The sequence below is a fragment of the Bradyrhizobium sp. Tv2a-2 genome (assembly GCF_000472425.1).
Taxonomy (GTDB): Bacteria; Pseudomonadota; Alphaproteobacteria; order Rhizobiales; family Xanthobacteraceae; genus Bradyrhizobium.
The window spans coordinates 107,520-132,457 of record NZ_AXAI01000011.1 but is presented as its reverse complement, the minus strand read 5'-3'; the positions used below and the strand labels follow the sequence as shown (position 1 = coordinate 132,457).

Below are 24,938 nucleotides of genomic sequence, written 5' to 3'. Positions count from 1 at the left end.
CAATCAGGTCGAAAGCGGTCCGCCAAACGTTACTGGTAGAGTGACGATAGTCGGGCTTGATGCCCGCGGAAATGTTTGGCGCTCAAGACGATTGACGAGGCTAGCTTGGAGAGGTGCCCGGTCGGCTATTGCCTCGTTCTCGTAAATGACACGGTCAAGCACCGTTCGACAGTCGGTAACAGTGCCGGACGTCGATATCTCGAAGCGGACGACAAGGGGCCCATGGCATACGCTGGCGCTGGCGAGGTTCTCGTCAAGAAAGTCGCTTACGGCGTCTCGAATACCTTGAGACAGGAGACCTATTGACAGCCCGCCCGATGCAGTCGGACCGCTCTCTCTAATATGGCCATGCAGCACAAGCCGCCCGTGAGACGGATCCATCGAGCCCTCGACGCGCTCGACCCCATGCACCAGGCGATCGTCAAAAACGATCAATCTATTGAACCGAGGTTCAATCGATTGACACAGATGCTCGCTGCTCGACGGCACGCGTAGGCGACTGCGGATGAAGTCGGCATCCTTAAGAAAAATCGTACTCCCTCCCAAAGTACGGCGTGCATCAAGCGTAAGCGAATACACAAAAGCAAAGCGGCCGTTACCAGCATCGTTGTGCAGGCCCTGGTGGCAGCCAGGGACGTAGAGACTGAGAAAGGGCCAGGAGATTTGCCCGAGTCCGAGCGCGCCGAGCGACCAACTACGGAGCGTTTCGAGGAAACGTTGGACGTTGGCGTGGCCCAATATTCTCTCAGGCGATGTTCGCAAATAAGTATACCTATTGGGGACAAACCAATAATTCCAGACTTGATGCGTATCTGCCTGGTGTTTGTAAGGCTCTGCGAAGTGTGTATCTACGCTACTGCGAAGATCTTGAGCCAGATTGCTCGGCAAAAAATCATCAACTACCCGATACGCCGCAGAGATAGACTCAGTTGTTTTAAGAACTGGTTGCATGCTCTTGTCAGGAGTTTTCAGCGGCAACAGCTATAGTGATGCAACTGGAGATTACTTTCTAAATCAGAAGACCGCAAATGCAGAGCTCTTGCTGAGTTGTGATTTTGAGAAGCTGATCGCCACGGACAACTGCTTCCTGGTAGTGCGCTTGAAATACCCCAACCTGATGCTTCACAAGCTTACTATCGAGGCTGTCTTGACCTTGAGGCACTCTGAGCACCTAAATTGTGCACCGCACGGCGCCGGAGCAAAGATCAAATACTGAAGCGCGAAACTGGCCCTGCGCGCGCAACTTCCGATCTTGGCCGCATTGAACTTCTGAAAGCGTGGCCCGGCCCCGTCTCGAAGGACGAACGGCCGCCGCTACCGCAGGCGGTCCATTGCTGTTTGAAGCACTCAGGCCGGACGCGCGCCGGTATGAATGATCGAGCCGACATGCTGGCCGCGCAGCGCTGCCGTAAGCCGGCCCCGGACCAGCCCGTTCACGACCTGCACGCGCGCGATGTGCTGCGCGTTGGCCATGACCTCGAGGAGCGCAGGATCGAACGGCAGCGTACCCTTGTGCTTGGCAAGCTCGGCCGCGCTCGTCTCGCGAAGCAGCTGCGCCTTTTTCCCGTCGGGCCCGTTAGGATCGGCGGTGTACACGCCATCCACGTCCTCCACGATCGTCAATCCCGCAGCGCCCAGCGCGTCGGCGACCAGAAACGCGCCGGTATCGGCCCGGTGCAGCGGCAGCCGCGAGGTCGGGAATTCGTGATGGTGATACGGCGGAAAGGCGCTGCCCACGACCGCACGCGCCGCGGACAGGTGAATGGCGAGTTGGCTCGCGATGGTGGAGTGCTCGACATAAGAGACGCCTTCGGGCGCAAGCAGATACGCAAGGATATGGCCGTTCTGGCCAGCCTCGCTTGCGGCAAGCGGCGCAAGCGAGCCGACCGGCAGGCCGAGGTCGAGACCGACGCTGTAGAGATGGCGGGCGCGGACGCCGGCGCCGGTCAGGATGAGCAGGCGATGCTCCGGAAGGAGCGTCCGCAATTCGTCCACAAGCGGCAGGATCGCCTCATGGCCGCGATCCATGATGGAGCGGCCGCCGATCTTGATCACCTGCACCCAGGGAAGCAGTGCTATCGGGCGGCCGCCGGCGACCGGGCGGGTGAGATTACCGTCGAGCAGAGTCTGGCGTGCGAGCGGCGAAGCGACATGCTTGATCTGGCTGATGTCATCCATTGGTTGCTCCCTTCAGCTCGCAGTGATGATGGTGCCGACATGCTCGCCGGCGAGCGCACGCGTCAGGTTGCCAGGGACGAGACCATTGATGACCTGCACCTCGCGGACGTAGCGGGCGGACGCCAGCAGATCGAGCACCGGGAATTCGAGGATGGAGTCCTGCAGCCCCCTCGCCTTCATCTCCGCCACCGAGATCTTCGGGATGAAGGTGGCGCCCTTCGATGTCTTCGGGTTCGCGCTGTAGAGGCCGTTTTCGTCCTTCACATAGATCATTGCCTTGCAGCCGAACTGCTCGGCAACCAGGAAGCATCCGGCGTCGGTGCGGTAGGGCGGGATCACGCCCTCGGGCGCGGGACGCATCCAGAGGCTATAGGGCGGCATGCCGCTGAAGATGACCGCGTTCACCTCGGCAAGGTAGAGCGGCACGGCCGAGAGACCGGCGCCGCTGACCGCGGAGATGCCGTGCTTGGCAAGCAGTTGTCCCAGCATCGCCGCGTTTTGATCGGCAACCGAGGCGCCGAGCTGCGACAACACGCCGGCCGGCAGGCGAAGCCCGGCCGCGATCGAATAGAGATGCCGCGCTCTTGTGCCAGCTCCCGTCCCGATCAAAAGCTTGTGGGCGTTGCGGGCCGCGACAATCTCCTCGACCAGCGGATAGACCGCGGTGCGGCCGCGGTCGATCACGCTCTGTCCGCCGACCTTGATCACAGTTGCCTCAGGCAGGATCCGGAAGTCCGGCGCCGCGTCAACAGCGGCCACAAGCTCGGGATCCGTGAGCGAACGCTGCATCAGGAGCGTCTCGAGCTCCGCCGTCGTTTTTGCCATGAGGCGACGTCCCTTCTTTTGCCCTGCGCGCAGCACTGCCTAGCGGCCCGACTGCCTCGCGACTGCTATCGACTGGTGTCTTACTCACTTACGGAGCGCGATCAAGCCTGTTGCCGTCGAGGCGATGGACCAGGCCGTTCCCGCCTACCTCTCCCGAAGCCCCCATCCGGCCCACGCATACCTGAAAGGCCCGCTAGCGACAAAGGTGCAGCTTCCCAAGCGACGGTCGCATTGCGTAGTCTGCCTCGAGCGCAGCCGCTTGCCGGCGGTGCGACCATAACAAGTAAGTGACCATAACAAGCAAGAATCGTCAGGGAGAAGAAAAAGAGATGAACCATCATCGCCAGTTGAGGTGGTCCGCCACCGGCCTCGCCGCCATCACCGCGGGCCTCCTCGCAACCACCGCCCACGCCCAATCAGGCGATCCGATCAAGATCGGCGTGATCGCGGAAGTGCAGTCGATCGCGGGCCAGGCGACGCCCGGCGGCGCGCAGATCGCGGCCGACGAGATCAACGCCAAGGGCGGCATCCTGGGGCGCAAGATCGAGATCGTCACCTATGACAACAAGAGCTCGTCCGCCGACTCCGTGCGCGCGTTCCAGCGCGCGGTGAGCGAGGACAAGGTCTCCGCCGTCATCGCAAGCTACATCAGCGAGGTGGTGCTGGCGCTCGAGCCGTGGGCGGCGCGGCTGAAGATGCCGCTGATCACGCCCGGCGCGGCGTCAAACGAGATCACCAAGGCAATCCACAACGACTACGAGAAGAACAAATATACTTTCCACGGCTACCTGACCTCGGCGGCGCAGGCGCAGCTCGTGTGTGATGCGACCAAGGATCTGCTCGTCGATAGCCTCAAGTTCAAGACGGTTGCGATCATGAGCGAGGACGCCGCCTGGACCAAGCCGCTCGATATCGGCTACGAGGCCTGCCTGCCGAAAGCGGGCCTGAAGGTGCTTGACCACGTCCGCTTCTCGCCTGATACCACCGACTTCACGCCGATCTTCAACAATATCGAAGCCAAGAAGCCGGACGTGATCGTCACCGGCATCTCCCATGTCGGGGTGCAGCCGACGGTGCAATGGAAGAACCAGCAGGTGCCGGTCGCGCTGTTCGGCATCAGCGCGCAGGCCTTGAGCCCGACCTTCTGGAAGGACACCAATGGCGCCGCCGACGGCGTGCCGTCGCTTGCGGTCGCAACGCCCGACGTCGCGGTGACCCCGAAGACCAAACCCTTCGCAGCCGCCTTCAAGGCGAAATTCGGCACCCCGCCCGCCTATACCGGATACACCTCCTATGACGACGTCTACATCATCGCCGAGGCCATCCAGCGCGCCGGCTCAACCGATCCCGACAAGATGGTCGCGGAGATGGAGAAGACCAATTTCGAAGGCACCATCGGCCGCATCCAGTTCTACGGCAAGGACGACGAGTTCACCCACGGCATCAAGTCGGGCCCTGGCTTCGTCACCGGCCTCGTGTTCCAGTGGCAGAACGAGAAGCAGGTCACGGTCTGGCCACAGCCGATCGCGGAAGGGAAGCTGAAGTTCCCGGATTTCGTGAAGCTGTCGCAGTAAGACGCACGCCAGGCATCACGTCGGCATGGCCGGGCCCGTCCCGGCCATGCATCCGCGCCCGCACTTGTTCAGCCAGCTCTCCTGTGTCATCACCGGCGGGGCTGCCGCGATCAGCACAAGTACGACCGGGAAAAAAATCCTGCAGGGCCACGGAAGACCGTGAGCGTCTTCAGGCGTTGGGATCGTTCGCATTGGGGTAGAAGAGCTGTTGGCCATTGATCTTGTAACCGGCAATCACGCTCTGTCCCTCCGGCGAAACCAGCCAGTCAATGAAGCGCTGGCCAGCGTCGGCCTTGACTGTCGGATGCTTGGCGGGATTCACCAGCATCACGCCGTATTGATTGAACAGGCGCTTGTCGCCTTCAACCAGAATGGCGAGGTCGCCGCGGTTTTGGAACGCCAGCCACGTGCCGCGATCGGTCAGCACGTAAGCATTCGAAGCCGACGCCATATTCAATGCGGGCCCCATTCCTTGACCGATCTCTTTGTACCAGGAGCCGTGGTCTTTCGCGATGTCGATGCCAGCTTCATTCCAAAGCTTAAGCTCGGCAATGTGGGTACCGGAACGGTCACCGCGTGAGACGAAAGGCGCAGCCTTGGTCTTTATCGTTTGCAGGGCCGTCAAGACGTCCTTGCCCTTGATTCCGGCCGGATCCTCCTTCGGCCCCACAACCACGAAATCATTGTACATCACGGGATAGCGCTTCACGCCAAAGCCTTCCGCGAGAAACTTTTCCTCGGCCGATTTGGCGTGAACGAAGACCACGTCGGCATCGCCACGACGCGCCGTGTCGAGCGCCTGGCCGGTACCTTGAGCAAGTACCTTCACCTCGATTCCCGTCTTTTGCCTGACGATCGGGAGCAGGTAGCCGAATAGGCCGCTGTCCTGCGTTGACGTCGTCGAAGCAACGACGATCGACTGGTTCTGCGACTGGTTCTGCGACTGGTTCTGCGCCCAGCCCTGTGCGCTCAGCGAGGCAACTGCAATCGTTGCCAATACGCAAAATGAACTGAACAAGCGCTTCATGTGAGCGACCTCCCTTGCATTATTCTCTGTTTCAGCGACCGGTCAGGACGCGCCCCAGGAGAAAGCTCACCGCGCTCACGGTCATCGAGAGAATCACGAGAATGATGCCCAGAGCAAGCGCGAAACTCAAATCTCCCTTGCTTGTCTCCAACGCGATGGCGGTGGTCATGGTGCGGGTATAGCCGCGAATGTTGCCGCCAACGACGATGATCGCACCCACCTCCGCGATTGCCCTGCCAAACGCAGCCAGAAACGCAGTGAGCAACCCCTCGCGCCCGATACACATGAGCGGCCAGCTCGCACGCAGGCGCGAAGCTCCATCGACCAGCAGCGCGTCACCGTAGCTGGCCCATACATCCACCATAATTCGATGAACGAGCGCAACGACGATTGGGACACCGAGAATGGCTTGCGCAACGATCATAGCCGTCGGCGTGAAGAGAATTCCGAGCGATCCCAGCGGGCCCGACCGGGATAGCAGCAAATAGACGGCCAGCCCGACCACGACGGGTGGCAGTCCAAGGAGTGCGTTCGCGACTACGATCAGCATACTCTTGCCGCGGATGCGATAGATGGCCAGCGCAGTACCAAGAGGCGCCCCGACCACGAAGGCAAGGAGGGCTGCCGTCAAGCTTACGCCAAGCGAGAGAAAGACGATCTCCCGCAGTTCCGCGTCAAGATGGCAAATAAGGCTGACAGCCGTATCGAGCGCCTGGGCAAACTCATTCATGTGACGCATTTAGCCGCATCTGCGCAAAGCCGCAAAATAAGGCTGATTCGCTCTGGATCATTGCAAGGGGAGCTGTCGCGCCGGGCGGCGGCGCTGCGGGCCAATTTCAGCCGCGATAACCTTCCTCTTGCGCCGGCTGTCGTATATGAGAAATTTGCATCAAAATGTGCGCATAATGGTTCCCAGGATCGAATCTGGCAGCGCGGATGACGGCGGCGGTTAGTAATCCGTCAATTGCGATCTGGCACTTGATCGACGCAAGCGCGGACAGGCATTTGAGCTAGGGCATGGCATGGCAAATCGATTGACAATGGCGCACCCCACCGCGGCGATGCGGCAAAGGCTGCAGTCGCCCGCCGTCGTGACACTCGCGGCGATGGCCGCGCTGACGGCGCTGACCACCAGTGCCGCGGCGCGGCAGGCGCGCCCCGCAGCCACCATCGAGGCGACAGCGCCGCGCGAAGCGGGCGAGCCGATCATGGCGATCGTGTCGATCAAGACCCAGAAGGTCACGTTCTACGACGCCGACGGCTGGATCCTGCGCGCACCGGTGTCGACGGGGATCACCGGACGCGAGACGCCAGCCGGCGTCTTCGCCGTCATCGAAAAGGACAAGGATCACCACTCGACCCTCTATGACGATGCCTGGATGCCGAACATGCAGCGCCTCACCTGGAACGGCATCGCGCTGCATGGCGGGCCGCTGCCCGGGTATGCGGCCTCGCACGGCTGCGTACGGATGCCCTACGGCTTTGCGGAGGACCTGTTCGACAAGACACGGATCGGGATGCGGGTGATCATCGCACCGAACGACGCGGCCCCGGTCGAGTTCTCCCACCCGGCGCTGTTCGTGCCGAACGCGGAGGCCCTCGCGGCTGCTCCGGCGCGCGCCGAGACGCTCGCCCGCGACGCCGAAGACGCCGCCAGGACGGCCGACGAAGCGAAGAAGGCCGCCGCGACAGCGACGCGCGAGACAACATCGCTCACGGCGTCGCTGCGCAAGCTGGAATTGCTCAAGAGCCGCGCCGACGCCGAGCTCGCGTTCGCCGACAAGGCGCTCGCCGCCGCGAAGACGGACCAGGCGAGGGCGAAGGCTGAGGACCTTAAGCAGAAGGCCGCCCCCAAGGCCGCGGATGCGGGAGCCCAGCTCGACACCGCCAAGGCCGATGCGAAGTCGAAACTCGACGCCGCCACCGCCGCGAAGGATGCGGCCAAGGCGGCCCAGGTCAGAAAGGTCGACACCGCCAAGGCAGCGAGCGCTGCGAAACTCGCGCTCGAGCCGGTCTCGGTCTACATCAGTCGCGCGACGAAGAAACTTTATGTGCGGCGCGACACGCACAAGCCGTGGCCGGACGGGGGCGAGGTGTTCGATGCAACCATCGAGGTTCCGGTCACAATCCGCGATCCCGACAAGCCGATCGGCACGCATGTGTTCACGGCAATGGCGCCCGATGGCGCGAGCCTGCGCTGGACTGCGGTCACGATCGACAACGGCGACGACGCAAAGGACGCGCTCGACCGCATCACCATCCCGCACGATGTGCTCGACCGCATCGCTCCGACCGTTTTGCCGCGATCCTCGATCATCGTCTCGGACGAGCCGCTGAGCAGCGAGACCAACTATCGCACCGAGTTCGTTGCGGTGCTGAGCAACCAGCCCCAGGGCGGCTTTATTACGCGCCGGCCTACGGTCGAAGTCCCCGTTGCGAGCGCCAACTCCTGGGGCGACAACGGCTTTGGCTTCTTTTTCCAGCCCAATCCGGCCCCCCAAGCCGGCAATATGCGCCAGCCCGCCGGTCAGTACTATCGTCCGGTGCAACAGGGCTGGCGGTGGTGAGACGCGGCACGCCGCGCGCAGGTCCGCGCGGTCGCTCAGGGTGAAAGCCGCCTGGTGGCACGTCCGGTTGGGGCGCAGAACCTGCCCTCCCCGCCAAGTCGCAGTCGTGCCCGACATCGTTGACTGCTTTGGGCCCTGTTCAAGCGATGCCAGTTGAGGCTGCGGTCTGCCCTCCGGCCTTTTGTTGCGCGATGATTTCTTCGAGTCGCGCGATGTTTTCCAAGAGGCGCTGACTGGTCAGGACGAGGAAGTAGTAGCCGAATTGCGGATCTTGAAAGTAGATTTCAAGCAGCCTCTCATAAGTTATGGTCAGGACTTGCCCGTCCTCGATGCACTCGACCGTCCCGGTGCGTTGGTTATTCGGCGTCAGAAAGCCGAGCTCTCCCATCAGACGTCCTGGCGGAAGCTCGACGTTGATTTCCTTGACCAGAAACTTTCCCGTGACGGTGAGGAACATTTCGGAAGCCGCATCGCCCTTCCTGAACAATCTGTCGCCCCGGCGATATCTGCGCTCGGTCATGAACGGTTTGAGCCATTCCATCGACATGTCGCCCTGCGTCGCGTTACGCGCCTTTTTAACGAGCTTGAGCATTTGACGGAGTCGCACGGCGTTGATCGGCAGCAACAGCAGATAAAGGAGAAAGGTGGCGACGTTTCCTGAGAGGGCGCCAAAGGTTGCGAAGAATGTGCAGCCTACCATGTTCGCGATACGCAGTGGCACCATTGTCTGGATAAGAAAGGTGGCAACAAAGAAGATGGCGCCGACCAAGGCGAACATGTTGGCGAGCGTGATGTTGGCCAGCCCGATTTCGCCCAGCCGATTGAACAGTGCGTCGGAGGTGATGTTGTTGGGATCGAGCCCCATTTGAACTAGAATCTTTGCGATCCTGAGATTATCCGCCGCCGTATTGAGAATGCGGTCCAGCATCGTCGAAAAATCTGCGCTGAGCTCCATCGTATCCTCCCGTGCGCGCAACGGCCGTCGTCATTGGTCGGACATCTCGGATGCAGATGGTCGAAGCCGGTTAGCGCCGATGCAATCTATCAATTAGTCGGTTTTGCCGCGCGTGTAGCGCTGAACCGTAGAATATAAATATATAAGTGTGGATCTCGACGCTGGAGACCCACCGCCCCCGCCAGCTGGGCCATCCGGCTATGCCCCGGTAATGGCTCCACGGTGTTCTTCCGAGAACACGTGCGCATAGAGGTTCGCGATCCATTGCTTGCCTTCCTGCGTGACCCGCAGATATCGAAGTGCGTCGCCGACATACGGGCAGACGGCCTTCCAGAAGAAGGCAGGGTATGCTGCGCGTAGATCATCGGGGGTTTGATATCCGAGTCTCCCGCACTCACCGGTCTCCCGAAATTCGGTGAACAAGGCCGAGGTCTTGCGCAAATAGTCAATGTCGGCCAGTTGACCGATCAAATCCGCGGCGCGCAGCAAGCCGGGATAGTCTGTCGTGTTGGTATACTCCTCGTCCGCCGGTACCGGGAAGCGGGTGTGCTCGATGTTTGCCTCGATTTCTTCCGTATCGATGTGGGTCAAGCTCACCTTGCCGAAACGTTCACGAACAAAGAGCTTGGATCGCGTGACGTGATAGGGGGTCAAGGATGCGTCCGTGGCCCCAGCAGATATCTGCACGAGATCACCGTTTTCATTACAGACATAAAGCCCATTTCCGTCGCCCCGACACACCCCTCGCACATAGCCGATGTCGTGGCATAAAAGCGAAATCATGAAATGGAGCCAGTCGCGCGGCCTAACGCCGCCTTCGCTCGTATGTTTCCCCAGCAAAATCTCCTGACCGACCAACGTTACCATGATGGTGTGGTTCATGTCGTGGTAGGCCGCATCGCTATTGGCGATATTCTCCAACGCGAGGCGCCCGACGAAACTAATGATGTCCGGATAGGCCGGCTCGAGGATTCCGTAGATTTGGCCGTACTTGCCTTTAAGTTGCTCGACGAACGCTTGGATGACAATTTGAGTTGGGTTGAACATGATCGCCTCCAATGCGCGGATGCTATTCCGGTTCGAGTGCGTCGTCACGGGTTGTTGGTTCTGCGAATTCGCCCAGAGCACGGCCGAGCGCAAAAGGACCCTGTCGCGGCTTCGCGGATGGGACGGGGGCGGTCGTTCAAGGAAGTAGAAAACGAATAGCTTGCCGTGCTATGAGTCGTTTAGCGGCGAGCGAGCTGTCCATTGATGCGATGGTCCCCCGCGGCCGGAACGATCATGAGTAGGTGCTCATTGACCTACGTCTGCGGCAAGGAGGCCGAGGCATGAGGATAATGACCGTAGCGTTCGCTCTCGGAACGACCCTGGTGCTGGGCAACTTGGGGACGTTTAGTGGCGCAGCCCATGCGCAAGAGGCCAGAGTCGTTCGTGCACCACGGGAGAGGCTTGTCGTGCCGGTGCCCGTGGTAAGGCCTTACTGGGATTCTTATATTGTTCCACGATATCGTTACCGACCTGAGGACGACCGGATCGATCCATACGGCCCGCCTCCGGTGCCGGTGATACGCTATGGGAATCAAGAGGTGACGCTTCCGGCGTGGTTCCGGTACTGGTAGGAGATACAAGCGCGCACCGTGGCGCTGTGGTTGAGGACCGCTTTGGGTCCCGTCTTCGGCCGTCACCGAGCAATCACTCGATCACTTCGTCGGCACTGGCGACCAGCGTGGGGGGAATGGTAAGCCCGAGCGCCTTTGCGGTTACGAGATTGATGCAGAGCTGGAAACCGGTCGGCTGCTCGACCGGCATGTCCGCTGGCCTTTCGCCCTTCAGGATGCGGTCGACATAATTGTCGCTCAGGTCCACCCTGACTTTCTCGATATTGCCGGTTAATGGGAATGGCGGCTTGCAGTGAAGGCCACCGGCGGACCGATATCCTCGCCAATGTCCAGCCTCTCGCCCATTGAAATCTGAACCGGAATGGTTTTTGGCAGTTCGCCTTCGGCGACCTCGCTGCCGTTGACGCTCATGGTCACGGTCGCCCCCTTGGCGAACTCGTCCACATTGCCTCGGCAGGCGAGTTGACTTTGAGCTGCACCGAAGAAAGCGGTGGTCGGGTGCGGCGCGAACCTATCATGGAAGATCAGGTTACCACGGCAGAATTCCCGTAGCGGCGCTGTGCCGCACATGGAAGGTGAACCACTTCACGTTCGCGAGCCTTTGCTTCAACTAAGAATTTGCAATGATCGGTGGTGCCGTAAGCACCAGATCCGGCTAGCCGGTTGGGGTAAGCGATGCATGATCGAAGCTCTACCCCCGAGCCATTCGTCGACGAGCTGCCCGAGCTGAAAGACTGGGGCCGCGACCTGCGAATAGATGCCTGCCGGGGCATCGCATTGTGGTGGATATTTCTTGACCATATTCCCAACAATATCGGCAGCTGGCTGACACTGCGGAACTACGGTTTCAGCGATGCCGCAGAGATATTCATGTTTGTCTCAGGCGTCACCTGCGCGCTGGCCTATGGCAAGGCATGGCGCTGCGAGGGCTGGACCGGCGTAATTGGCCGCACGCTGCGACGAAGCTGGAATATTTATGTCGCATTTCTGCTGCTGACGCTCGCCAGCGCCATCTTGATTCACCTCGTAGGCAGCGGTCCTTCCGCCGACGCGAGCAATACGCGCATTCTGCTGGATCAGCCGGGCGCCACGCTCGCACGCGCGGCGATCCTGCAATACCGGCCGGTCAACACCGACGTCCTACCCATCTTCGTGCTTCTTCACCTGTCATTCGCGCCGCTGCTGTGGCTGCTGCTGCGGGTGCCCAACCTGACACTTGGCGCCTCGCTCACGCTCTATGTGCTGGTGCACGTCTTCGGCTGGACTGTCCCGGCGTGGCCGAACAGTCACTGGGCCTTCAATCCGATGGCCTGGCAGTTGCTGGTTGTGCTTGGCGCGTGGTGGATGATCGAGGGCAACAGAGTCCAGCCGTGGGTGAGGTCACGCACCGCGCTTGTCCTTGCCCTCCTCTATCTGCTGTTTGCCCTGGTCACCGCACTGAGCTGGCGCATCAAGCCGCTGGAGACGCTGATCCCGCAAACGCTGGTGCTTCACTCATTCGACAAGTCGAATCTCGACCCGTTGCGACTGCTGCATTTTCTGGCCATAGCTGTTCTGGCGGCATGGTTGCTTCCTCGCAACTGGCGAGCACTGAAGACGCCCGTGATGCGCGGCGCGATCCGCTGTGGCCAGAACTCCCTGCCGATCTATTGCCTTGGCGTCTTGCTGGCGTTCGCCAGCCACACGGCCCTGCTCGACATCTCGAACGGGCTTGCGATGCAGATCGCGTTGAGTGTCGCTGGCATCGTAGCGATGATCGTGAGCGCGACGCTGCTGAACCTGATCAGCATCAAACCCGGACAGCGGCCGGCAATCGGCAGCTCGCTCCTGAGCGAGCAACAGGCGACAACCACGATGTCTCAATCCGCTCGCCCATAACGACCGCTTGGGCTCAAAATGCGGAGAACTCAACGTGAGCAAATCTAATCGGCGACCCAACCCGGACATTGACCTGTCAGCATGCGGGACTACCCTGCTAGGACATAGTACCGGGAGTAAAATCATGAAGAGAGCCGTTCTCGTCTTTCTGACCTGCGGGTTGATGACCGCCGCTCCAGCGGGTGCGCAGGCGCTGTCAAACGAGCAAGCCTACGAAATAGCTCGCGACGCGTACGTCTACGCGTATCCGATTGTTACCATGGAAGTGTCCATGCGTCAGTCGACGAACGTGCCAGACGCCAAAACCATCCCGTTACGTGCGCCCATCAATCAATTCGCTCACGCGCGCAACTATCCTCGCGCCGAGGACCGCGATGTCGTGCGCTACAATTTCGACACGCTCTACTCACCGGCTTGGCTTGATCTTGGACGCGAACCCATTGTGTTATCAGTGCCGGATACAGCGGGGCGCTACTATCTGCTTCCAATGCTCGACATGTGGACCGATGTTTTCAGTGTCGTAGGTTCGCGCACGACCGGAACGAAGGCGGGCGATTTCGCTCTTGTAGGTCCGGGCTGGAGCGGGTCGCTCCCCGATGGCATGACCAAAATCGTGGCTCCCACACAGACGATTTGGATACTTGGGCGGACGCAGACCAACGGGCCTGCCGACTACGAGAATGTTCACAAGGTGCAGGACGGCTACAAGCTTACGCCGCTCAGCCGATGGGGAAAGAGCTATACCTCGCCAACAAGTGCTCCGACAAACCCGACTATCGACAACAAGACACCTCCGCTTGTTCAAGTGAACCGCATGGATGGCGTTACGGTGCTGAGCCGGTTCGCTGAACTGGCGATGAAAAACCCACCGCACTCGAATGACTATCCAATACTATTCCGCATGAAGCAGATTGGCCTTGAGCCGGGTAAGGCTTTCGATGCCTCGAAGCTTGATCCGGCGCTCGTCCAGACGATCAACGCTGCTGCTAGGGATGCACTTATTGATTTGGAGCAGTCTGGTAAGAGCGGTGCCGGTATCGGCCTCCACGTCAATGGCTGGTTCTATCAGACCAGCACTGTCGGCACTTATGGGACCGCTTACAAGCTTCGGGGAATGGCGACATTGATTGGGCTGGGCGTAAACTTACCCGAAGACGCAATCTATCCGGCCTCGTTCGTGGATGGCGAGGGCAAGCCTTACAGCGGAGCCAACCGCTACATATTGCACTTCGACAAGGGCAAGCTGCCGCATGCTGACGCCTTCTGGTCGGTCACGCTCTACGATAAGGACGGGTTTCAGGCACCAAACGCGCTCAATCGCTTTGCGCTCGGGGACCGTGACAAGCTCAAGTTCAACGCCGACGGGTCGCTCGACATCTACATCCAGAACGAAACGCCCAGCGCGGACAAGGAGAGCAACTGGCTTCCGGCGCCGACCAGCGAGTTCAACCTCGCCATGCGGCTCTACTCGCCGAAGCGCGAAGCGATGGATGGCACTTGGACGCCGCCGCCGGTTAGGGAAGCGAACTGAGCGCACCAAGAGAGGGCGTCGGTGTCATCGCGCGACTTGTCCGCTTGTGGGACCCCGAGAGCAGACGTGCGAGACTGCCAAAAGCAAGGTCGCCTGAGCGCCCATTCGCGGAGATCCGCCAGACTTGCAGTCGCGTCCATCATAAGCAAGAAAAAGCGGGCATCGCGTATTTATGACTACGCGCTCCCGATCCGTTCAGTCCGTTCCCCGTTCGCTGCGTAGCGTCACCGACGTGGCTCGGCGATTCCAGGGTCTGTCAGCACGAGCGGAAGCCCGAACGACCGAAACAGGCGCGGGCCGTCCGGTTTGAAAAAGAGCGTCAGCCGCGAAATCGCCGCGTGCTCCAGCGAGAGCACGTGGATGGAATGCGCGGCCCATGGTCCGTCCGCGTCGGTGCGGGTATAGGCCGCATAGGCGGGCTGTCCGTTGGCCGCCGTCGGGACCAGGCGACAGCCGTGGTAGCTTTTCCATGCCCAGCCGAAGAAGCGTCTGATCGCCTGCCGCCCCGCATACCATTGCTGCAGCGGCGGCATGGTGTAGGTCGCGTCCTCCTTGAGGAGGGCCACGAAGCCATCAAGATCGAAGCGCTCCCAGGCCTGCACATAACGGTCGAGCAGCCTTTGCTGCGCGGCGTCAGGTGAAGGTGCGACGGGCGGCCGGCCGTCGGGATAGGTTCTTGCGAGCCTTTCGCGCGCCCGCTGCAGCGCGCTGTTGATGGAGGGCGTCGATCCCCCGAGCAGCGTCGCGGCTTCGACGGCGGACCAGCCGAGGACGTCGCACAAGATCAGTGCGGCGCGCTGTCGCGGCGGCAGCTGTTGGATCGCCGCGACAAAGGCGAGTTGCACCGCCTCCCGCGAAGCATAGCGCGCCTCCGGGTTTGGCGCGTCGTCGGCAATGCCTTCCAGATACGAGTCCGGGTAAGGTTCGAGCCACGCGATGTCGGGTGCCGGCATGCCGTCGGGCATGTCGGTGGTTGCAGGCGCGCGCTGGTCGGGTAGAAAGCGCCGCCTGTTCTTGCGGCTCGCAAGTGCATTGAGGCAGGCATTGGTGGCGATCTGGTACAGCCACGCACGGAACGAGCCGCGACCCTCGAAACCGTCGAAGCTGCGCCAGGCGCGCAAATAGCTCTCCTGCACGGCGTCCTCAGCCTCGTGCAACGATCCCAGCATGCGGTAGCAATGCAGTTTGATCTCGTGGCGGAACGGCTCCGCAAGCTTCGCAAACGACTGGCTTGCAACCGCCCGAGCCCGCTCCTCGCGCGAGGTTTCAGCCGTGCTCATCACACTCGACATTAGCTCCTCCTGCGATCCGCCTCAACCGCGTCACTACGGCGGCGCAGGCTCGAGGCCCTTTGCCGAGACGATGAAGACCTTGCCCTTGAACTGGTCCGGCTGTGTCGCAAGCTCGAGGACCGCGTTTGCGACATCGGTCGCGGTCGGCGGCGACGCCATGCCCTTGACGAAGTCGGAGGCGGATACGCCGAGATAACGGGAATAGCCTGCGACCGCGTGGCTTCCGAGCTCGGTGTCCGGCATCATGCGCGGCGCCAGCGCCATGACGTTCAGGCCAAGGCCAAGACGATCGGATTCCTTCTGGCTGTAGTTTGCCATGAAAAGCTGCGTGCGCTTGGCGCCGGCATAGCCGCCGGAAATCGGCGAGCCTGCAAGCGCCGCGCCGCTGGAGATCAGGATCACAGAGGCGCCCTTCGGCAGCGGCTGCGACAACGCCGCCTTGAGGAAGTGAAAGGCGATCTTGACGTCGCAGTCCCAGTTGACGGCAAACTGCTGCCAGCTCTGCTCATGGAGCGGCGCGGCCGGCGGAAACGCCCCGCCGCACAGAACCAGGATGTCGGGCCTGAGGACATCGAACACGCGGGCAGGCGCGCCCTCATCGGTTGCGTCAAGCGCCAAAATTCGCGTGCCCGCGACTTCCCGGGCGAGCTGGCGGAGCCGCTCCTCACCTCGCGCCACCGCGAGCACATCCGCGCCATTGCGGCGCCCCTCTTCCACGATCCGCCGCCCGACGCCGCGGCTGCCACCGATTACGACCATGTTCTTGCCTGTCACTGACGGCATTTGGGCCTCCTGTCTTCGGCTGGTTTGAGATGCCGAACTCATCCGTAAGACCGGCGCGAACGCTGAAACTCATCGGTGCTCCCAAATTTTTTTGATTTGCCTGTCGAGCGCGATCGGCCGGTTTCGCTCCCTGCCAGCCCTCCGAACCGCCTCTGGCCCTACAAAAACGCTTGCGCGCAAAACCCGATTTCGCAAGGCCGTTCAAGCCGATTTGGGTTGTCCAGTCTTCAGATAAAAAATATTTCTCTTTCGTTTTTTAAGAAAATAATGATTACTTGCGTCGTTCCGCTCCGATCAGGGGCGTACGCGTCGTCACGAACGTGGAGCGGAATGCGATGGACGTGATCGTGCTGACTGACGAGCGGCGCTGATTGCGGACGGCGAAGTCGCGTGGTCCTGGCGCCCCAAAGTCCGGCGCTCAAGTTCGCGATGATGCTTGCGCATCACGCGGGCGACGGTGGCAAACGGAAAGGTTCACCGAGGAGAACGCGTATAAGCCGTAAACCATTGCGCAGGGAAGGCCGGTTGTCACCGCCTGTACCTGTGGTTTTCGCGCTCGCGCAAATTCCTTTTGCGCGGGAGCCCCGGGTGCAGCGGCCACCCGGCCTTCCCTGTGCCCTCTGAATTTTCGAGGGTAATGGAGATGCAAAGCTCGGGCGGATACGTCGCGAGAATGCGGAATCATGTCTCTCTCGTCCAGAGACGTCAGAGTTCCCGTTGAGACGCTTCTGGAATACTGGATCGCCAGCCTTCGCGGGCGATGACAGCGGAATGCCTGGCTGTTTGAAAACCGAATAGAGGAGCTAGTGCGCCGGTGCCGGCTTCTTCTGCATGGCGGGCACCGCCGCCGGGGCGAGCGGCTTCATCGCGGCGGCCTGGGCGGGCAGGTATTTGGTGATGATGGCGGGATCGATCTGGGCGATGGCGCTGTCCGGCAGCCGGTTCCAGGTCTCGTCGCGGCCGAGCAGCGAGATGCCGATATAGCCGCGCAATGTCAGCGTTTGGCCATCCGGGCTCAAGGTCATCTTGGCGCTGTAGATCTTGCCGTCGCGCGGATCGAGGACATTGCCGTTCTCGTATTTCAGACCGTTGCGCTTCATGTCGCGGATGAACGAGATGCCGAGCCAGGGCATGTTCTTGCGGTCGTCGGTGCATTTCGCACAGATCGGAACGCCCGTCTCATCTGGCTTGGGAAACAGCTTCGCCATCACGCCTTCGAAGGTCCCGTTGTGATCGACGACAAGGATGTAAAGCACGGGCTCGCCGTCCTCGATCTTCTGCCACATGCCTGCTGCCGAGGGCTCGGCTGCTGCAGGCCAGGCGGCAGCTGCCCAGATGGTGAGCCCCACCATCAGCGGCAGCAATCGCCGAACTTCGAACGAGAATTTCCGCATCATCGTCACCTTGACCACGTCAAATTGAATGGCTGCCCTCAATCACCGCAGACTACGGCCATTTCGAGGATGGTTCCAGTGCCCTCGCCCGAACCTTTCCATCACGTAATGTACGAGGCGAGCGGCGGGCCACATTGCTCAGGGAATTAGCTCACTCCGAGCTTCTTCTGCAGGCTGGAGGACGACGTCGTATACTGGAACACGAGGCGCTTCTCCGGATAGACGTAGCGGTGAGCCTTCTGCGCCATCAGCGCGCCCTCGTGGAAGCCGCAGAGAATAAGCTTCAGCTTGCCGGGATAGGTGTTGATGTCGCCGATGGCGAAAATGCCGGGCACGCTAGTCTCGAACGCGCTGGTCTCGACCGGAACCAGATTGTTCTCAAGCTCAATGCCCCATTCGGCGACCGGGCCGAGCTTCATGGTCAGCCCGAAGAACGGCAGCATGGTGTCGCAGTCGATCTTGGTGACCGAGTTGTCATTGTGCTTGATAGTGGCGCCCGCAAGCTTGCCGCTCGCGCCCGCGAGCTCGGTGACCTGGCCGATCTTGAGGTCCATCTTGCCAGAGGCGACCAGCGCGCGCATCTGCTCCACGCTGTGGGGCGCGGCGCGGAAATCGTCGCGACGGTGCAGCAGCGTGACGCGCTTGGCGAGCGGATGCAAGTTGAGCGTCCAGTCGAGCGCGGAATCGCCGCCGCCGACGATCAGCAGCTCCTTGTCGCGGAACTGCTCCATCTTGCGCACGGAATAGAACACCGAGCTGCCTTCATAGGCCTCGATGCCCGGCACCGGCGGGCGCTTGGGCTGGAACGAACCACCGCCGGCGGCGATCACCACCACCTTGCACTCGAACACTTTGCCGTCGTCGGTGGTGACGCGGAAGCCGGGGTCGCCGATCCTCTCGACCTTCTCGACCATCTCGCCGAGATGGAAGGTCGGATGGAACGGCTTGATCTGCTCCATCAGCGCGTCCGTGAGCCCCTGCCCGCTGACGGTCGGAATGCCCGGAATGTCGTAGATCGGCTTCTCCGGATAGAGTTCGGCGCACTGGCCGCCGACCTTGTCGAGAATGTCGATCAGGTGCGCCTTCATGTCCAAAAGGCCCAGTTCGAACACGGCGAACAGTCCGCAGGGACCTGCGCCAATGATCAGCACGTCAGTTTTGATCGCGTCGCTCATATCGCTTCTTTATCGGTTGGACCCGACCGGGAAACTCTGTCGCCGGCAGGATGGGGCTGGGCTTGTCTGGCCAAACATAAAGGCCGCCCCCACCTGTCCGCAACCCACTTGCGAGGCTGCGATAACTCGGCTGTAAGGGACGCAAAACGACGGAGATCACACGGTGAACGCACCCGCCCGCCTCGATTCCACACCCCTCCTGGAGGATTTTCCCTACCGGCTGACCGACAATGTGCGCTTTGCCGACCTCGACCCCAACCACCATGTCAACAACGCGGTTTATGCGACCTATTTCGAGACCGGCCGCGTCACTCTGATGAAGGACCGTTCCTACGGGCTGATGCCGGAGGGGTTTGCCTGGATCATGGTCCGCCTCGACATCCACTTCCGTGCCGAGCTGCGCTGGCCGGGCACGATCGAGCTCGGGCTCGGGGTCTCGAAATTCGGCCGCACTTCGGTGAGCTTCGACCAGGTCGTGTTCTCGGCCGGCCAGTGCGTCGCGTCCGCCCGTTCCGTAAGCGTGCTGCTTGACGAAGCGACGCGCAAGCCGACGCCGCTGACGGGTGAGATAATCCAGAACTTCAAGCGCTGGCTGCTCCCCGGCGTCACGCTGCCGACACGAACAAGCTGAGGACCTCGCCATGACGCTCGCCGCCCGTACCACATCCCTTCTCGCAACGCTTGGCGTCGGCAGCGATCGCTTCACGCGCGGCGCCCGCGCGGTGCGCTCGCCGCTGACCGGCGAGATCATCGCCCATGTCGCGGACATGGACGGCGCTGCCATCACGGATGCGGTGGCCCGCGCCGATAAGGCGTTCGCTCAATGGCGCGCCGTTCCGGCCCCACGCCGCGGAGAGTTCGTGCGCTTGCTTGGCGAGGAATTGCGTGCGGCAAAATCCGCGCTAGGCGAGCTCGTGACCATCGAAGCCGGCAAGATCGTCAGCGAAGGGCTCGGCGAAGTGCAGGAGATGATCGACATCTGCGACTTCGCCGTCGGCCTGTCCCGCCAGCTCTATGGACTGACAATCGCCAGCGAACGCGCCAATCATCGCATGATGGAGCAGTGGTATCCGTTAGGACCCGTCGGCATCATCACCGCCTTCAATTTCCCCGTCGCGGTGTGGGCCTGGAACGCAGCACTTGCGCTCGTCTGCGGCAATCCGGTGATCTGGAAGCCCTCGGAAAAGACCCCGCTCACCGCGCTCGCCGTCCAGGCGCTGGTCGAACGGGTGGCGCAGCGATTTGGCGAGGCGCCGGCCAGTCTGTCGACGCTGGTGATCGGCGGGCGCGAGGTCGGCGAGCAGCTGGTCGACGATGTGCGCGTGCCGCTGGTGTCGGCAACCGGTTCGACCGCGATGGGCCGGGTGGTCGGTCCCAAGCTCGCGCAGCGTTTTGCGCGCGCCATTCTCGAGCTCGGCGGCAACAACGCTTCGATCGTCTGCCCCTCCGCCGATCTCGCGCTCGCGCTGCGCGCCATCACCTTCGCCGCTGCCGGCACCGCGGGCCAGCGCTGCACCTCGCTGCGGCGCCTGATCGTGCATGCCAGCGTGCATGATGCGCTGATCAAGCAGCTCAAGCAGGCCTATGCCAGTTTGCGCGTCGGCAATCCGCTCGACGATGCGGGCAACCTGGTCGGCCCGCTGATCGACGAGGCCGCCTTCCGCAGGATGCAGGCGACGCTTGCGGACGCGGAGAAACACGGCGGCAAGGTCAGCGGCGGCGAGCGCGTCGAGGTCGCGGGCCACGCCTCCGCCTTCTATGTGCGCCCTGCCCTGGTCGAAATGCCTGATCAGACCGGGCCGGTGCTGGAGGAAACCTTCGCACCGATCCTCTATGTGATGAAATACACCGAGTTCGACGAGGCGCTCGCTCTCCACAATGGCGTGCGACAGGGCCTGTCGTCCTCGATCTTCTCCATGGACATGCGCGAGGTGGAAAAATTCACTTCCGCCGCCGGATCGGATTGCGGCATCGCCAATGTCAACATCGGCCCGTCGGGCGCCGAGATCGGCGGGGCATTTGGCGGCGAGAAGGAGACCGGCGGTGGCCGCGAGGCCGGCTCGGATTCCTGGAAGGCCTATATGCGGCGCGTCACCAGCACCATCAACTACGGCCGTGACCTGCCGCTCGCCCAAGGAGTGAAGTTCGATATCGGATGACCGGCTCCGATCCAATCGCGAGCGACGTCAGACGGGGCGCTGCGGTCCCAAATCCTTGCCGGGATTGCCGCCCGAGGCGGCTGTCGCCAGCCGGTCGAAATAATGCGCCCAGCCGCGCGCATGCCCGGCGCGCTGCTCGGCATTGGGCAAGCCGCTATGGGTCATGCGCACGAGCGTGCCACCGTCCCGATCGATCAAGTCGATCTCGATCAGACCGGAGCCTGGCGGCACGATGTCGTCGCCGTCCCAGCCGAACGTGTAGGCCAGACGATGAACCGGAACAACTTCGCGAAACGCTCCGCGCGCCGTGCGGTTATGCGTGCCGCCGACGCCCCTGATCAGGTAAAGCCCGCCTGGATGCGGTTCGGTTGCCGCCTCAGTCCCCATCCAGCGCAGGATCTTGTCCGGATCGGTCAGGAACGCGAAAACGGTGGCGGGGGGCGCTGCAATTTGCGTCTCGCGCCGGACCACGAGCGATTCATTCATCGCCGCTCTCCTCGATTGGCAAGCCGGTGCTTGGCAGCCGGCCGTCGACCATCAAAGCATATCGCGGCGCGCGCGTTAACGTGCAAAACGCGCGCAGATAGACAACGGAACCGTGCGAACCCATGATTGCCGCCATGCAACTGCCAGCGACTCTCTCCTGGCTTGTCGACGAGGCCAGCGCAACCGCCAGTCACGATCGATTCCTGGCCGAGCTCGCCAGGCGCCTCGTCGGGGACGGCCTGCCCCTCGCCGGCGGCGCGCTGACGATCGACGTGCCGGATCCGATCGTCGCCCGCCGCACCTGGCTCTGGCGGGCAGCGTCCGCCGACGTGATCGAGGCGCTCGGCTTTGGCCTTCTGCCGTCGACAGAACCACGGGCGAATGGGCTGGATCCGGCCGGCCATAGCTGGCTTGCGGAGATCGGCAACGGACAGGTCCACGAGCACGCATTCGGAAGCGGCCTGAGCGCGGCCGCGTTTGGCTGGATCGGTGCGCGGCCATTCTCTCGGGCCGAGATCGATCAGCTCGCACAGGCCGCGCGCTTTGCTGCCGCACCGCTCGCAGCGCTGTCGGCACGCGCCATGATGAGCGCTGCGCTCAATGCGTATCTCGGCAAGCGCAGCGCCGCGCGGGTCCTGTCAGGGCCGCTGCGCCGCGATTTCGGCGAGACCATCCAGGCGGCGCTGTTGTTTGCCGATCTCCGCGGCTTCACCGAGCTGTCGGAAGCGGCATCTGCAGCGACGGTGGTCGCAACTCTCAACGCCTGGTTCGACCGCATCGCCGGGGCGACCCATGCCTTCGGCGGAGAGGTATTGAAGTTCATCGGCGACGGGATGCTCGCGATCTTCCCGGTGACCGACGACAGCCCGGGCGATGCCTGCCGTGCCGCGCTGCATGCGGTGAAAGCGGCTCGCGCCGGCATGGCGCATCTCAACACGATCCGGCAACAACAGGGACTGCAGCCGCTCGGCTTCGGTGCGGCGCTGCATGCCGGCGACATCTTCTGGGGCAATATCGGCGCGGCCGATCGGCTGGACTTCACCGCAATCGGGCCTGCCGTCAATCTTGTCAGCCGGCTCGAAGGCTTGTGCAAACCGTTGAACCGCTCGGTGTTGATTTCGGGAGTGGTCGCCGCCCATGCCGATCCCGGCCTGATACCGCTTGGTGCGCATGCCTTGCGCGGCATCGCCTCGCCCTGCGCGGTGTTCGCCTTGCCGGACGAGGGACGATGAGTACCGATGGCGAACGAGCAGGAAACCTAGCTGGACGATTCCGTAATCGGCTCGGGCGAAGCCGACATCGTTGCATCAATCACCTCGGCGAAACGGTCGATCGCCCAGTCGACCTCGCTTTCGCTGATGATCAAGGGCGGCGCGAAGCGAATGGTGTTGCGATGGGTGTCCTTGGTGAGCACGCCGACATCGATCAGCCGACGCACCACCGCGCCGGCGTTTGCACGTGCCGGATCAAGCTCGACACCCGCGAACAGGCCGATGCCCCGGACCTCGCGAATGAGCGGATTGTTGATGCCGCGCAGACGCTGCAGCAGATGGGTGCCAGTCTGCGCCGCGCGTTCGCTCAGCCTCTCCTCGACCAGCGTGTCCAGCGCGGCAAGGCCGACGGCTGCGGCGATCGGATTGCCACCGAAGGTGCTGCCGTGATCGCCGGGCTTGAACACGTCCATCACCTCGTGGCGCGCCAGGAACATCGAGACCGGCAGCAACCCGCCGCCGAGCGCCTTGCCCAGCGTCAGCCCGTCCGGGATGACGCCCTCATGCTCGCAGGCCAACAGCTTTCCGGTGCGGCCAAGGCCGCTCTGCACTTCGTCCGCGATCAGCAGCACGTTGTGCTCACGGCAGATCCGCGCCGCCTCGGCAAGATAGCCCTTCGGCGGGACGATGATGCCGGCCTCGCCCTGCACAGGTTCGACCAGGAAGGCCGCAGTGTCAGGCGTGATCGCAGCCTCAAGCGCGGCGGTATCGGCAAAGGGGACGAGCCTGAAGCCTGGAGCGAACGGCCCAAAGCCGTCGCGGTATTGCGCAACCGACGAGAAGCCGGTGATGGTGATGGTGCGGCCATGGAAGTTGCCCTCGCAGGCGATGATCTCCGCGCGGTCGGCGGCAACGCCCTTGACCTTGTAGGCCCATTTGCGCGCGGCCTTGAGCGCGGTCTCGACCGCCTCCGCCCCGCTGTTCATGGGCAGCGCAGCGTCCATGCCGGTCAGCTCGCAGGCACGTGCCAGGAACGGGCCGAGCCGATCACTGAAGTAAGCGCGGGAGATGGTATCGAGCCGTCGTGCCTGCGCGGCGAGCGCCTCGATCAGGCGCGGATGGCAATGACCGAAGCTGACGGCAGAATAGGCGCCCATCATGTCGATGTAGCGCCGGCCCTGATCGTCCCACAAATGGACGCCGTCGCCGCGCACGATGGTGACGGGAAGCGGCGCGTAATTGCCGGCGCCGAAACGGGCCTCGAGGTCGCGGTCGCTCATGACACCCTCCGTCGCAAGGCAGGGATGCCCTTACCCCCGATATGGGGAGCGCAGGCGCCCGCCGGGAGACCGGCAGCGTGAGTGATTCGCGAGGTAAGCTTAAGTCCGGGTGTTTCCGGGGGTTACGCCTGCCGCTCGGGTGTCGAGACCGTCAGACCGTCGAGCTCGTCGGTGACCTTGATCTGGCAGGACAGGCGCGAATTCGGCCGCACGTCGAAGCCAAAATCCAGCATGTCCTCCTCCATCGGCGAGGGCGGACCGACCTTCTCGCGCCAGGATTCGTCGACATAGACATGGCAGGTGGCGCAGGCGCAGGCCCCGCCGCATTCGGCCTCGATGCCCGGAATGGCGTTGCGGATGGCCGCTTCCATGACGGTTGCGCCGTTCTCGATTTCAACAGTGCGGGTTTCGCCGTGATGGTCGACAAAGTGGATTTTGGCCATGATCGCTCGTGCTGCCGGAATGCGGAATTGATAGGGTCCGGGCTGTCCTATAACGGGTCGTTCCGCCCCGCGCTAGCTCAGGGCTGGGCTAAAATGACCTCAATCGAGGCGTGGGCCTCGGCGACCGCGGCCGCAAGCTCGGCCAATGCCGTTGACGGGTCCACACCCTGGCGGATGGAACGTTCCAGGGACTCTGCACAGGCCGCGATGCCGAATGCGCCGACCGCGCGCGCCGAGCCTTTCAATGTGTGCGCCAGGGCCGCGCCCTCGCGCGGGTGCGCGGCGAGCCGGCCCAGCAGGTCACCGGTCTGCCTGAGGAACATCGCCAGGACCTCGCGCCGGAGCGCACCATCGCCAAGCGTCATGCGCGCAAGATGCTCGACGTCGATCGGCGCCTCGCCGGGAACGAGCGGCGTTGACGAAATCCGGTCGAGGAGCGGCGGTGATGGCATGGCAAAACCTTACAGCCTTGCCAGGCGCGGCCGGGAACCAAGGCTCGAGGCAAACCAATCATGGGAGTGTTTAACGGGGGCTTTCGGCACTCGCCGCAGTGCTGCCTTC

At 62.4% G+C, this 24,938-nt stretch carries 24 protein-coding genes; 7 read left to right on the top strand and 17 right to left on the bottom strand.

Going from position 1 to position 24,938, the window contains the following annotated elements; genetic code table 11:
- Positions 1 to 3 precede the first annotated feature (3 nt).
- The 3 genes from A3AI_RS46380 to A3AI_RS0123365 form a co-directional block, all read right to left on the bottom strand.
- The gene (locus A3AI_RS46380) at positions 4 to 978 is read right to left on the bottom strand and encodes a 2OG-Fe(II) oxygenase (RefSeq protein ID WP_156927902.1); all 975 of its coding nucleotides are present in this window, start codon (positions 976 to 978) and stop codon (positions 4 to 6) included.
- Between the two features lie 369 nt (positions 979 to 1,347).
- On the bottom strand, positions 1,348 to 2,178 hold the full coding sequence (locus A3AI_RS0123370; RefSeq protein ID WP_024517909.1) for an amino acid kinase family protein: 831 nt from the start codon (positions 2,176 to 2,178) through the stop codon (positions 1,348 to 1,350).
- Positions 2,179 to 2,190: 12 nt separating this feature from the next.
- On the bottom strand, positions 2,191 to 3,003 hold the full coding sequence (locus tag A3AI_RS0123365) for an amino acid kinase family protein (protein ID WP_024517908.1): 813 nt from the start codon (positions 3,001 to 3,003) through the stop codon (positions 2,191 to 2,193).
- A 329-nt stretch (positions 3,004 to 3,332) separates the two neighbouring features.
- Between A3AI_RS0123365 and A3AI_RS0123360 the strand changes: the two genes are divergently transcribed.
- A complete protein-coding gene (locus tag A3AI_RS0123360; protein ID WP_024517907.1) occupies positions 3,333 to 4,577 on the top strand; it encodes an ABC transporter substrate-binding protein in 1,245 nt (414 codons plus the stop codon).
- Between the two features lie 169 nt (positions 4,578 to 4,746).
- On the opposite strand, the gene A3AI_RS0123355 is transcribed toward A3AI_RS0123360, so the two are convergent.
- Complete coding sequence (locus A3AI_RS0123355; RefSeq protein ID WP_024517906.1) at positions 4,747 to 5,604, bottom strand: ABC transporter substrate-binding protein; 858 nt, start codon at positions 5,602 to 5,604, stop codon at positions 4,747 to 4,749.
- A 31-nt stretch (positions 5,605 to 5,635) separates the two neighbouring features.
- Positions 5,636 to 6,334 carry an ABC transporter permease gene (locus A3AI_RS0123350; RefSeq protein WP_024517905.1) on the bottom strand — a complete coding sequence of 233 codons (699 nt, stop codon included), beginning with the start codon at positions 6,332 to 6,334 and terminating at the stop codon, positions 5,636 to 5,638.
- Between the two features lie 292 nt (positions 6,335 to 6,626).
- On the opposite strand from A3AI_RS0123350, the gene A3AI_RS0123345 reads away from it, so the two are divergent.
- Positions 6,627 to 8,171 carry a L,D-transpeptidase gene (locus A3AI_RS0123345; RefSeq protein WP_024517904.1) on the top strand — a complete coding sequence of 515 codons (1,545 nt, stop codon included), beginning with the start codon at positions 6,627 to 6,629 and terminating at the stop codon, positions 8,169 to 8,171.
- A gap of 139 nt (positions 8,172 to 8,310) precedes the next feature.
- On the opposite strand, the gene A3AI_RS0123340 is transcribed toward A3AI_RS0123345, so the two are convergent.
- The 4 genes from A3AI_RS0123340 to A3AI_RS47835 form a co-directional block, all read right to left on the bottom strand.
- The gene (locus tag A3AI_RS0123340; protein ID WP_024517903.1) at positions 8,311 to 9,126 is read right to left on the bottom strand and encodes a Crp/Fnr family transcriptional regulator; all 816 of its coding nucleotides are present in this window, start codon (positions 9,124 to 9,126) and stop codon (positions 8,311 to 8,313) included.
- Positions 9,127 to 9,324: 198 nt separating this feature from the next.
- Entirely contained in the window at positions 9,325 to 10,173 is an 849-nt protein-coding gene (locus tag A3AI_RS0123335; RefSeq protein ID WP_024517902.1) for an Npun_R2479 family HD domain-containing metalloprotein, read from the bottom strand.
- A 645-nt stretch (positions 10,174 to 10,818) separates the two neighbouring features.
- Positions 10,819 to 10,992, bottom strand: coding sequence for an ABC transporter substrate binding protein (locus A3AI_RS47840; RefSeq protein WP_245286938.1), 174 nt, complete (start codon positions 10,990 to 10,992; stop codon positions 10,819 to 10,821).
- A gap of 23 nt (positions 10,993 to 11,015) precedes the next feature.
- Positions 11,016 to 11,189, bottom strand: a complete 174-nt coding sequence (locus tag A3AI_RS47835) for a hypothetical protein (RefSeq protein ID WP_156927901.1) — start codon at positions 11,187 to 11,189, stop codon at positions 11,016 to 11,018.
- 231 nt (positions 11,190 to 11,420) lie between these two features.
- Between A3AI_RS47835 and A3AI_RS0123320 the strand changes: the two genes are divergently transcribed.
- Together A3AI_RS0123320 and A3AI_RS0123315 are read left to right on the top strand one after the other, a co-directional pair.
- Positions 11,421 to 12,623 carry an OpgC domain-containing protein gene (locus tag A3AI_RS0123320; RefSeq protein WP_024517900.1) on the top strand — a complete coding sequence of 401 codons (1,203 nt, stop codon included), beginning with the start codon at positions 11,421 to 11,423 and terminating at the stop codon, positions 12,621 to 12,623.
- Positions 12,624 to 12,747: 124 nt separating this feature from the next.
- Positions 12,748 to 14,154 carry a DUF1254 domain-containing protein gene (locus tag A3AI_RS0123315; protein WP_036049267.1) on the top strand — a complete coding sequence of 469 codons (1,407 nt, stop codon included), beginning with the start codon at positions 12,748 to 12,750 and terminating at the stop codon, positions 14,152 to 14,154.
- A 224-nt stretch (positions 14,155 to 14,378) separates the two neighbouring features.
- Here the strand turns inward: A3AI_RS0123315 and A3AI_RS0123310 are convergent, their stop codons facing one another.
- The 4 genes from A3AI_RS0123310 to A3AI_RS0123295 all read right to left on the bottom strand — a co-directional run bounded on the left by A3AI_RS0123310 (position 14,379) and on the right by A3AI_RS0123295 (position 18,798).
- The gene (locus A3AI_RS0123310; protein WP_198030190.1) at positions 14,379 to 15,446 is read right to left on the bottom strand and encodes a sigma-70 family RNA polymerase sigma factor; all 1,068 of its coding nucleotides are present in this window, start codon (positions 15,444 to 15,446) and stop codon (positions 14,379 to 14,381) included.
- A 33-nt stretch (positions 15,447 to 15,479) separates the two neighbouring features.
- On the bottom strand, positions 15,480 to 16,229 hold the full coding sequence (locus tag A3AI_RS0123305) for an SDR family oxidoreductase (protein WP_024517897.1): 750 nt from the start codon (positions 16,227 to 16,229) through the stop codon (positions 15,480 to 15,482).
- A gap of 803 nt (positions 16,230 to 17,032) precedes the next feature.
- On the bottom strand, positions 17,033 to 17,626 hold the full coding sequence (locus A3AI_RS0123300) for a DUF2147 domain-containing protein (RefSeq protein WP_198030188.1): 594 nt from the start codon (positions 17,624 to 17,626) through the stop codon (positions 17,033 to 17,035).
- A 143-nt stretch (positions 17,627 to 17,769) separates the two neighbouring features.
- Entirely contained in the window at positions 17,770 to 18,798 is a 1,029-nt protein-coding gene (locus A3AI_RS0123295) for an NAD(P)/FAD-dependent oxidoreductase (protein WP_024517895.1), read from the bottom strand.
- A 163-nt stretch (positions 18,799 to 18,961) separates the two neighbouring features.
- Here A3AI_RS0123295 and A3AI_RS0123290 point away from each other — a divergent pair, with 163 nt between their 5' ends.
- Both A3AI_RS0123290 and amaB read left to right on the top strand, forming a co-directional pair.
- Positions 18,962 to 19,429, top strand: a complete 468-nt coding sequence (locus A3AI_RS0123290) for an acyl-CoA thioesterase (protein WP_024517894.1) — start codon at positions 18,962 to 18,964, stop codon at positions 19,427 to 19,429.
- A gap of 10 nt (positions 19,430 to 19,439) precedes the next feature.
- Entirely contained in the window at positions 19,440 to 20,957 is a 1,518-nt protein-coding gene (amaB, locus tag A3AI_RS0123285; RefSeq protein ID WP_024517893.1) for an L-piperidine-6-carboxylate dehydrogenase, read from the top strand.
- Between the two features lie 27 nt (positions 20,958 to 20,984).
- Here the strand turns inward: amaB and A3AI_RS0123280 are convergent, their stop codons facing one another.
- Positions 20,985 to 21,443: an SRPBCC family protein gene (locus tag A3AI_RS0123280; RefSeq protein WP_024517892.1), complete on the bottom strand. Its 459-nt coding sequence runs from the start codon at positions 21,441 to 21,443 to the stop codon at positions 20,985 to 20,987.
- A gap of 134 nt (positions 21,444 to 21,577) precedes the next feature.
- Here A3AI_RS0123280 and A3AI_RS0123270 point away from each other — a divergent pair, with 134 nt between their 5' ends.
- The gene (locus A3AI_RS0123270) at positions 21,578 to 22,675 is read left to right on the top strand and encodes an adenylate/guanylate cyclase domain-containing protein (protein ID WP_024517891.1); all 1,098 of its coding nucleotides are present in this window, start codon (positions 21,578 to 21,580) and stop codon (positions 22,673 to 22,675) included.
- 26 nt (positions 22,676 to 22,701) lie between these two features.
- On the opposite strand, the gene rocD is transcribed toward A3AI_RS0123270, so the two are convergent.
- The 3 genes from rocD to A3AI_RS0123255 form a co-directional block, all read right to left on the bottom strand.
- Positions 22,702 to 23,934 (bottom strand): ornithine--oxo-acid transaminase, encoded by a 1,233-nt coding sequence (gene rocD / locus A3AI_RS0123265; RefSeq protein WP_024517890.1) that lies wholly within the window; start codon positions 23,932 to 23,934, stop codon positions 22,702 to 22,704.
- Positions 23,935 to 24,056: 122 nt separating this feature from the next.
- Positions 24,057 to 24,377 (bottom strand): 2Fe-2S iron-sulfur cluster-binding protein, encoded by a 321-nt coding sequence (locus A3AI_RS0123260; RefSeq protein ID WP_024517889.1) that lies wholly within the window; start codon positions 24,375 to 24,377, stop codon positions 24,057 to 24,059.
- A 77-nt stretch (positions 24,378 to 24,454) separates the two neighbouring features.
- A complete protein-coding gene (locus A3AI_RS0123255) occupies positions 24,455 to 24,829 on the bottom strand; it encodes an Hpt domain-containing protein (RefSeq protein WP_024517888.1) in 375 nt (124 codons plus the stop codon).
- Positions 24,830 to 24,938 lie beyond the last annotated feature (109 nt).

What these genes read in the sequence shown, in the direction of transcription:
- A3AI_RS0123310 (WP_198030190.1), bottom strand. Translation starts at nt 15,446, where the DNA reads ATGTCGAGTGTGATGAGCACGGCTGAAACCTCGCGCGAGGAGCGGGCT.
- A3AI_RS0123305 (WP_024517897.1), bottom strand. Translation starts at nt 16,229, where the DNA reads ATGCCGTCAGTGACAGGCAAGAACATGGTCGTAATCGGTGGCAGCCGC.
- A3AI_RS0123360 (WP_024517907.1), top strand. Translation starts at nt 3,333, where the DNA reads ATGAACCATCATCGCCAGTTGAGGTGGTCCGCCACCGGCCTCGCCGCC.
- rocD (WP_024517890.1), bottom strand. Translation starts at nt 23,934, where the DNA reads ATGAGCGACCGCGACCTCGAGGCCCGTTTCGGCGCCGGCAATTACGCG.
- A3AI_RS0123255 (WP_024517888.1), bottom strand. Translation starts at nt 24,829, where the DNA reads ATGCCATCACCGCCGCTCCTCGACCGGATTTCGTCAACGCCGCTCGTT.
- A3AI_RS0123320 (WP_024517900.1), top strand. Translation starts at nt 11,421, where the DNA reads ATGCATGATCGAAGCTCTACCCCCGAGCCATTCGTCGACGAGCTGCCC.
- A3AI_RS0123295 (WP_024517895.1), bottom strand. Translation starts at nt 18,798, where the DNA reads ATGAGCGACGCGATCAAAACTGACGTGCTGATCATTGGCGCAGGTCCC.
- A3AI_RS0123350 (WP_024517905.1), bottom strand. Translation starts at nt 6,334, where the DNA reads ATGAATGAGTTTGCCCAGGCGCTCGATACGGCTGTCAGCCTTATTTGC.
- A3AI_RS0123270 (WP_024517891.1), top strand. Translation starts at nt 21,578, where the DNA reads ATGCAACTGCCAGCGACTCTCTCCTGGCTTGTCGACGAGGCCAGCGCA.
- A3AI_RS0123335 (WP_024517902.1), bottom strand. Translation starts at nt 10,173, where the DNA reads ATGTTCAACCCAACTCAAATTGTCATCCAAGCGTTCGTCGAGCAACTT.
- A3AI_RS0123300 (WP_198030188.1), bottom strand. Translation starts at nt 17,626, where the DNA reads ATGATGCGGAAATTCTCGTTCGAAGTTCGGCGATTGCTGCCGCTGATG.
- A3AI_RS0123345 (WP_024517904.1), top strand. Translation starts at nt 6,627, where the DNA reads ATGGCAAATCGATTGACAATGGCGCACCCCACCGCGGCGATGCGGCAA.
- A3AI_RS0123260 (WP_024517889.1), bottom strand. Translation starts at nt 24,377, where the DNA reads ATGGCCAAAATCCACTTTGTCGACCATCACGGCGAAACCCGCACTGTT.
- A3AI_RS0123370 (WP_024517909.1), bottom strand. Translation starts at nt 2,178, where the DNA reads ATGGATGACATCAGCCAGATCAAGCATGTCGCTTCGCCGCTCGCACGC.
- A3AI_RS0123280 (WP_024517892.1), bottom strand. Translation starts at nt 21,443, where the DNA reads ATGAATGAATCGCTCGTGGTCCGGCGCGAGACGCAAATTGCAGCGCCC.
- A3AI_RS0123340 (WP_024517903.1), bottom strand. Translation starts at nt 9,126, where the DNA reads ATGGAGCTCAGCGCAGATTTTTCGACGATGCTGGACCGCATTCTCAAT.
- A3AI_RS0123315 (WP_036049267.1), top strand. Translation starts at nt 12,748, where the DNA reads ATGAAGAGAGCCGTTCTCGTCTTTCTGACCTGCGGGTTGATGACCGCC.
- A3AI_RS0123355 (WP_024517906.1), bottom strand. Translation starts at nt 5,604, where the DNA reads ATGAAGCGCTTGTTCAGTTCATTTTGCGTATTGGCAACGATTGCAGTT.
- amaB (WP_024517893.1), top strand. Translation starts at nt 19,440, where the DNA reads ATGACGCTCGCCGCCCGTACCACATCCCTTCTCGCAACGCTTGGCGTC.
- A3AI_RS0123365 (WP_024517908.1), bottom strand. Translation starts at nt 3,003, where the DNA reads ATGGCAAAAACGACGGCGGAGCTCGAGACGCTCCTGATGCAGCGTTCG.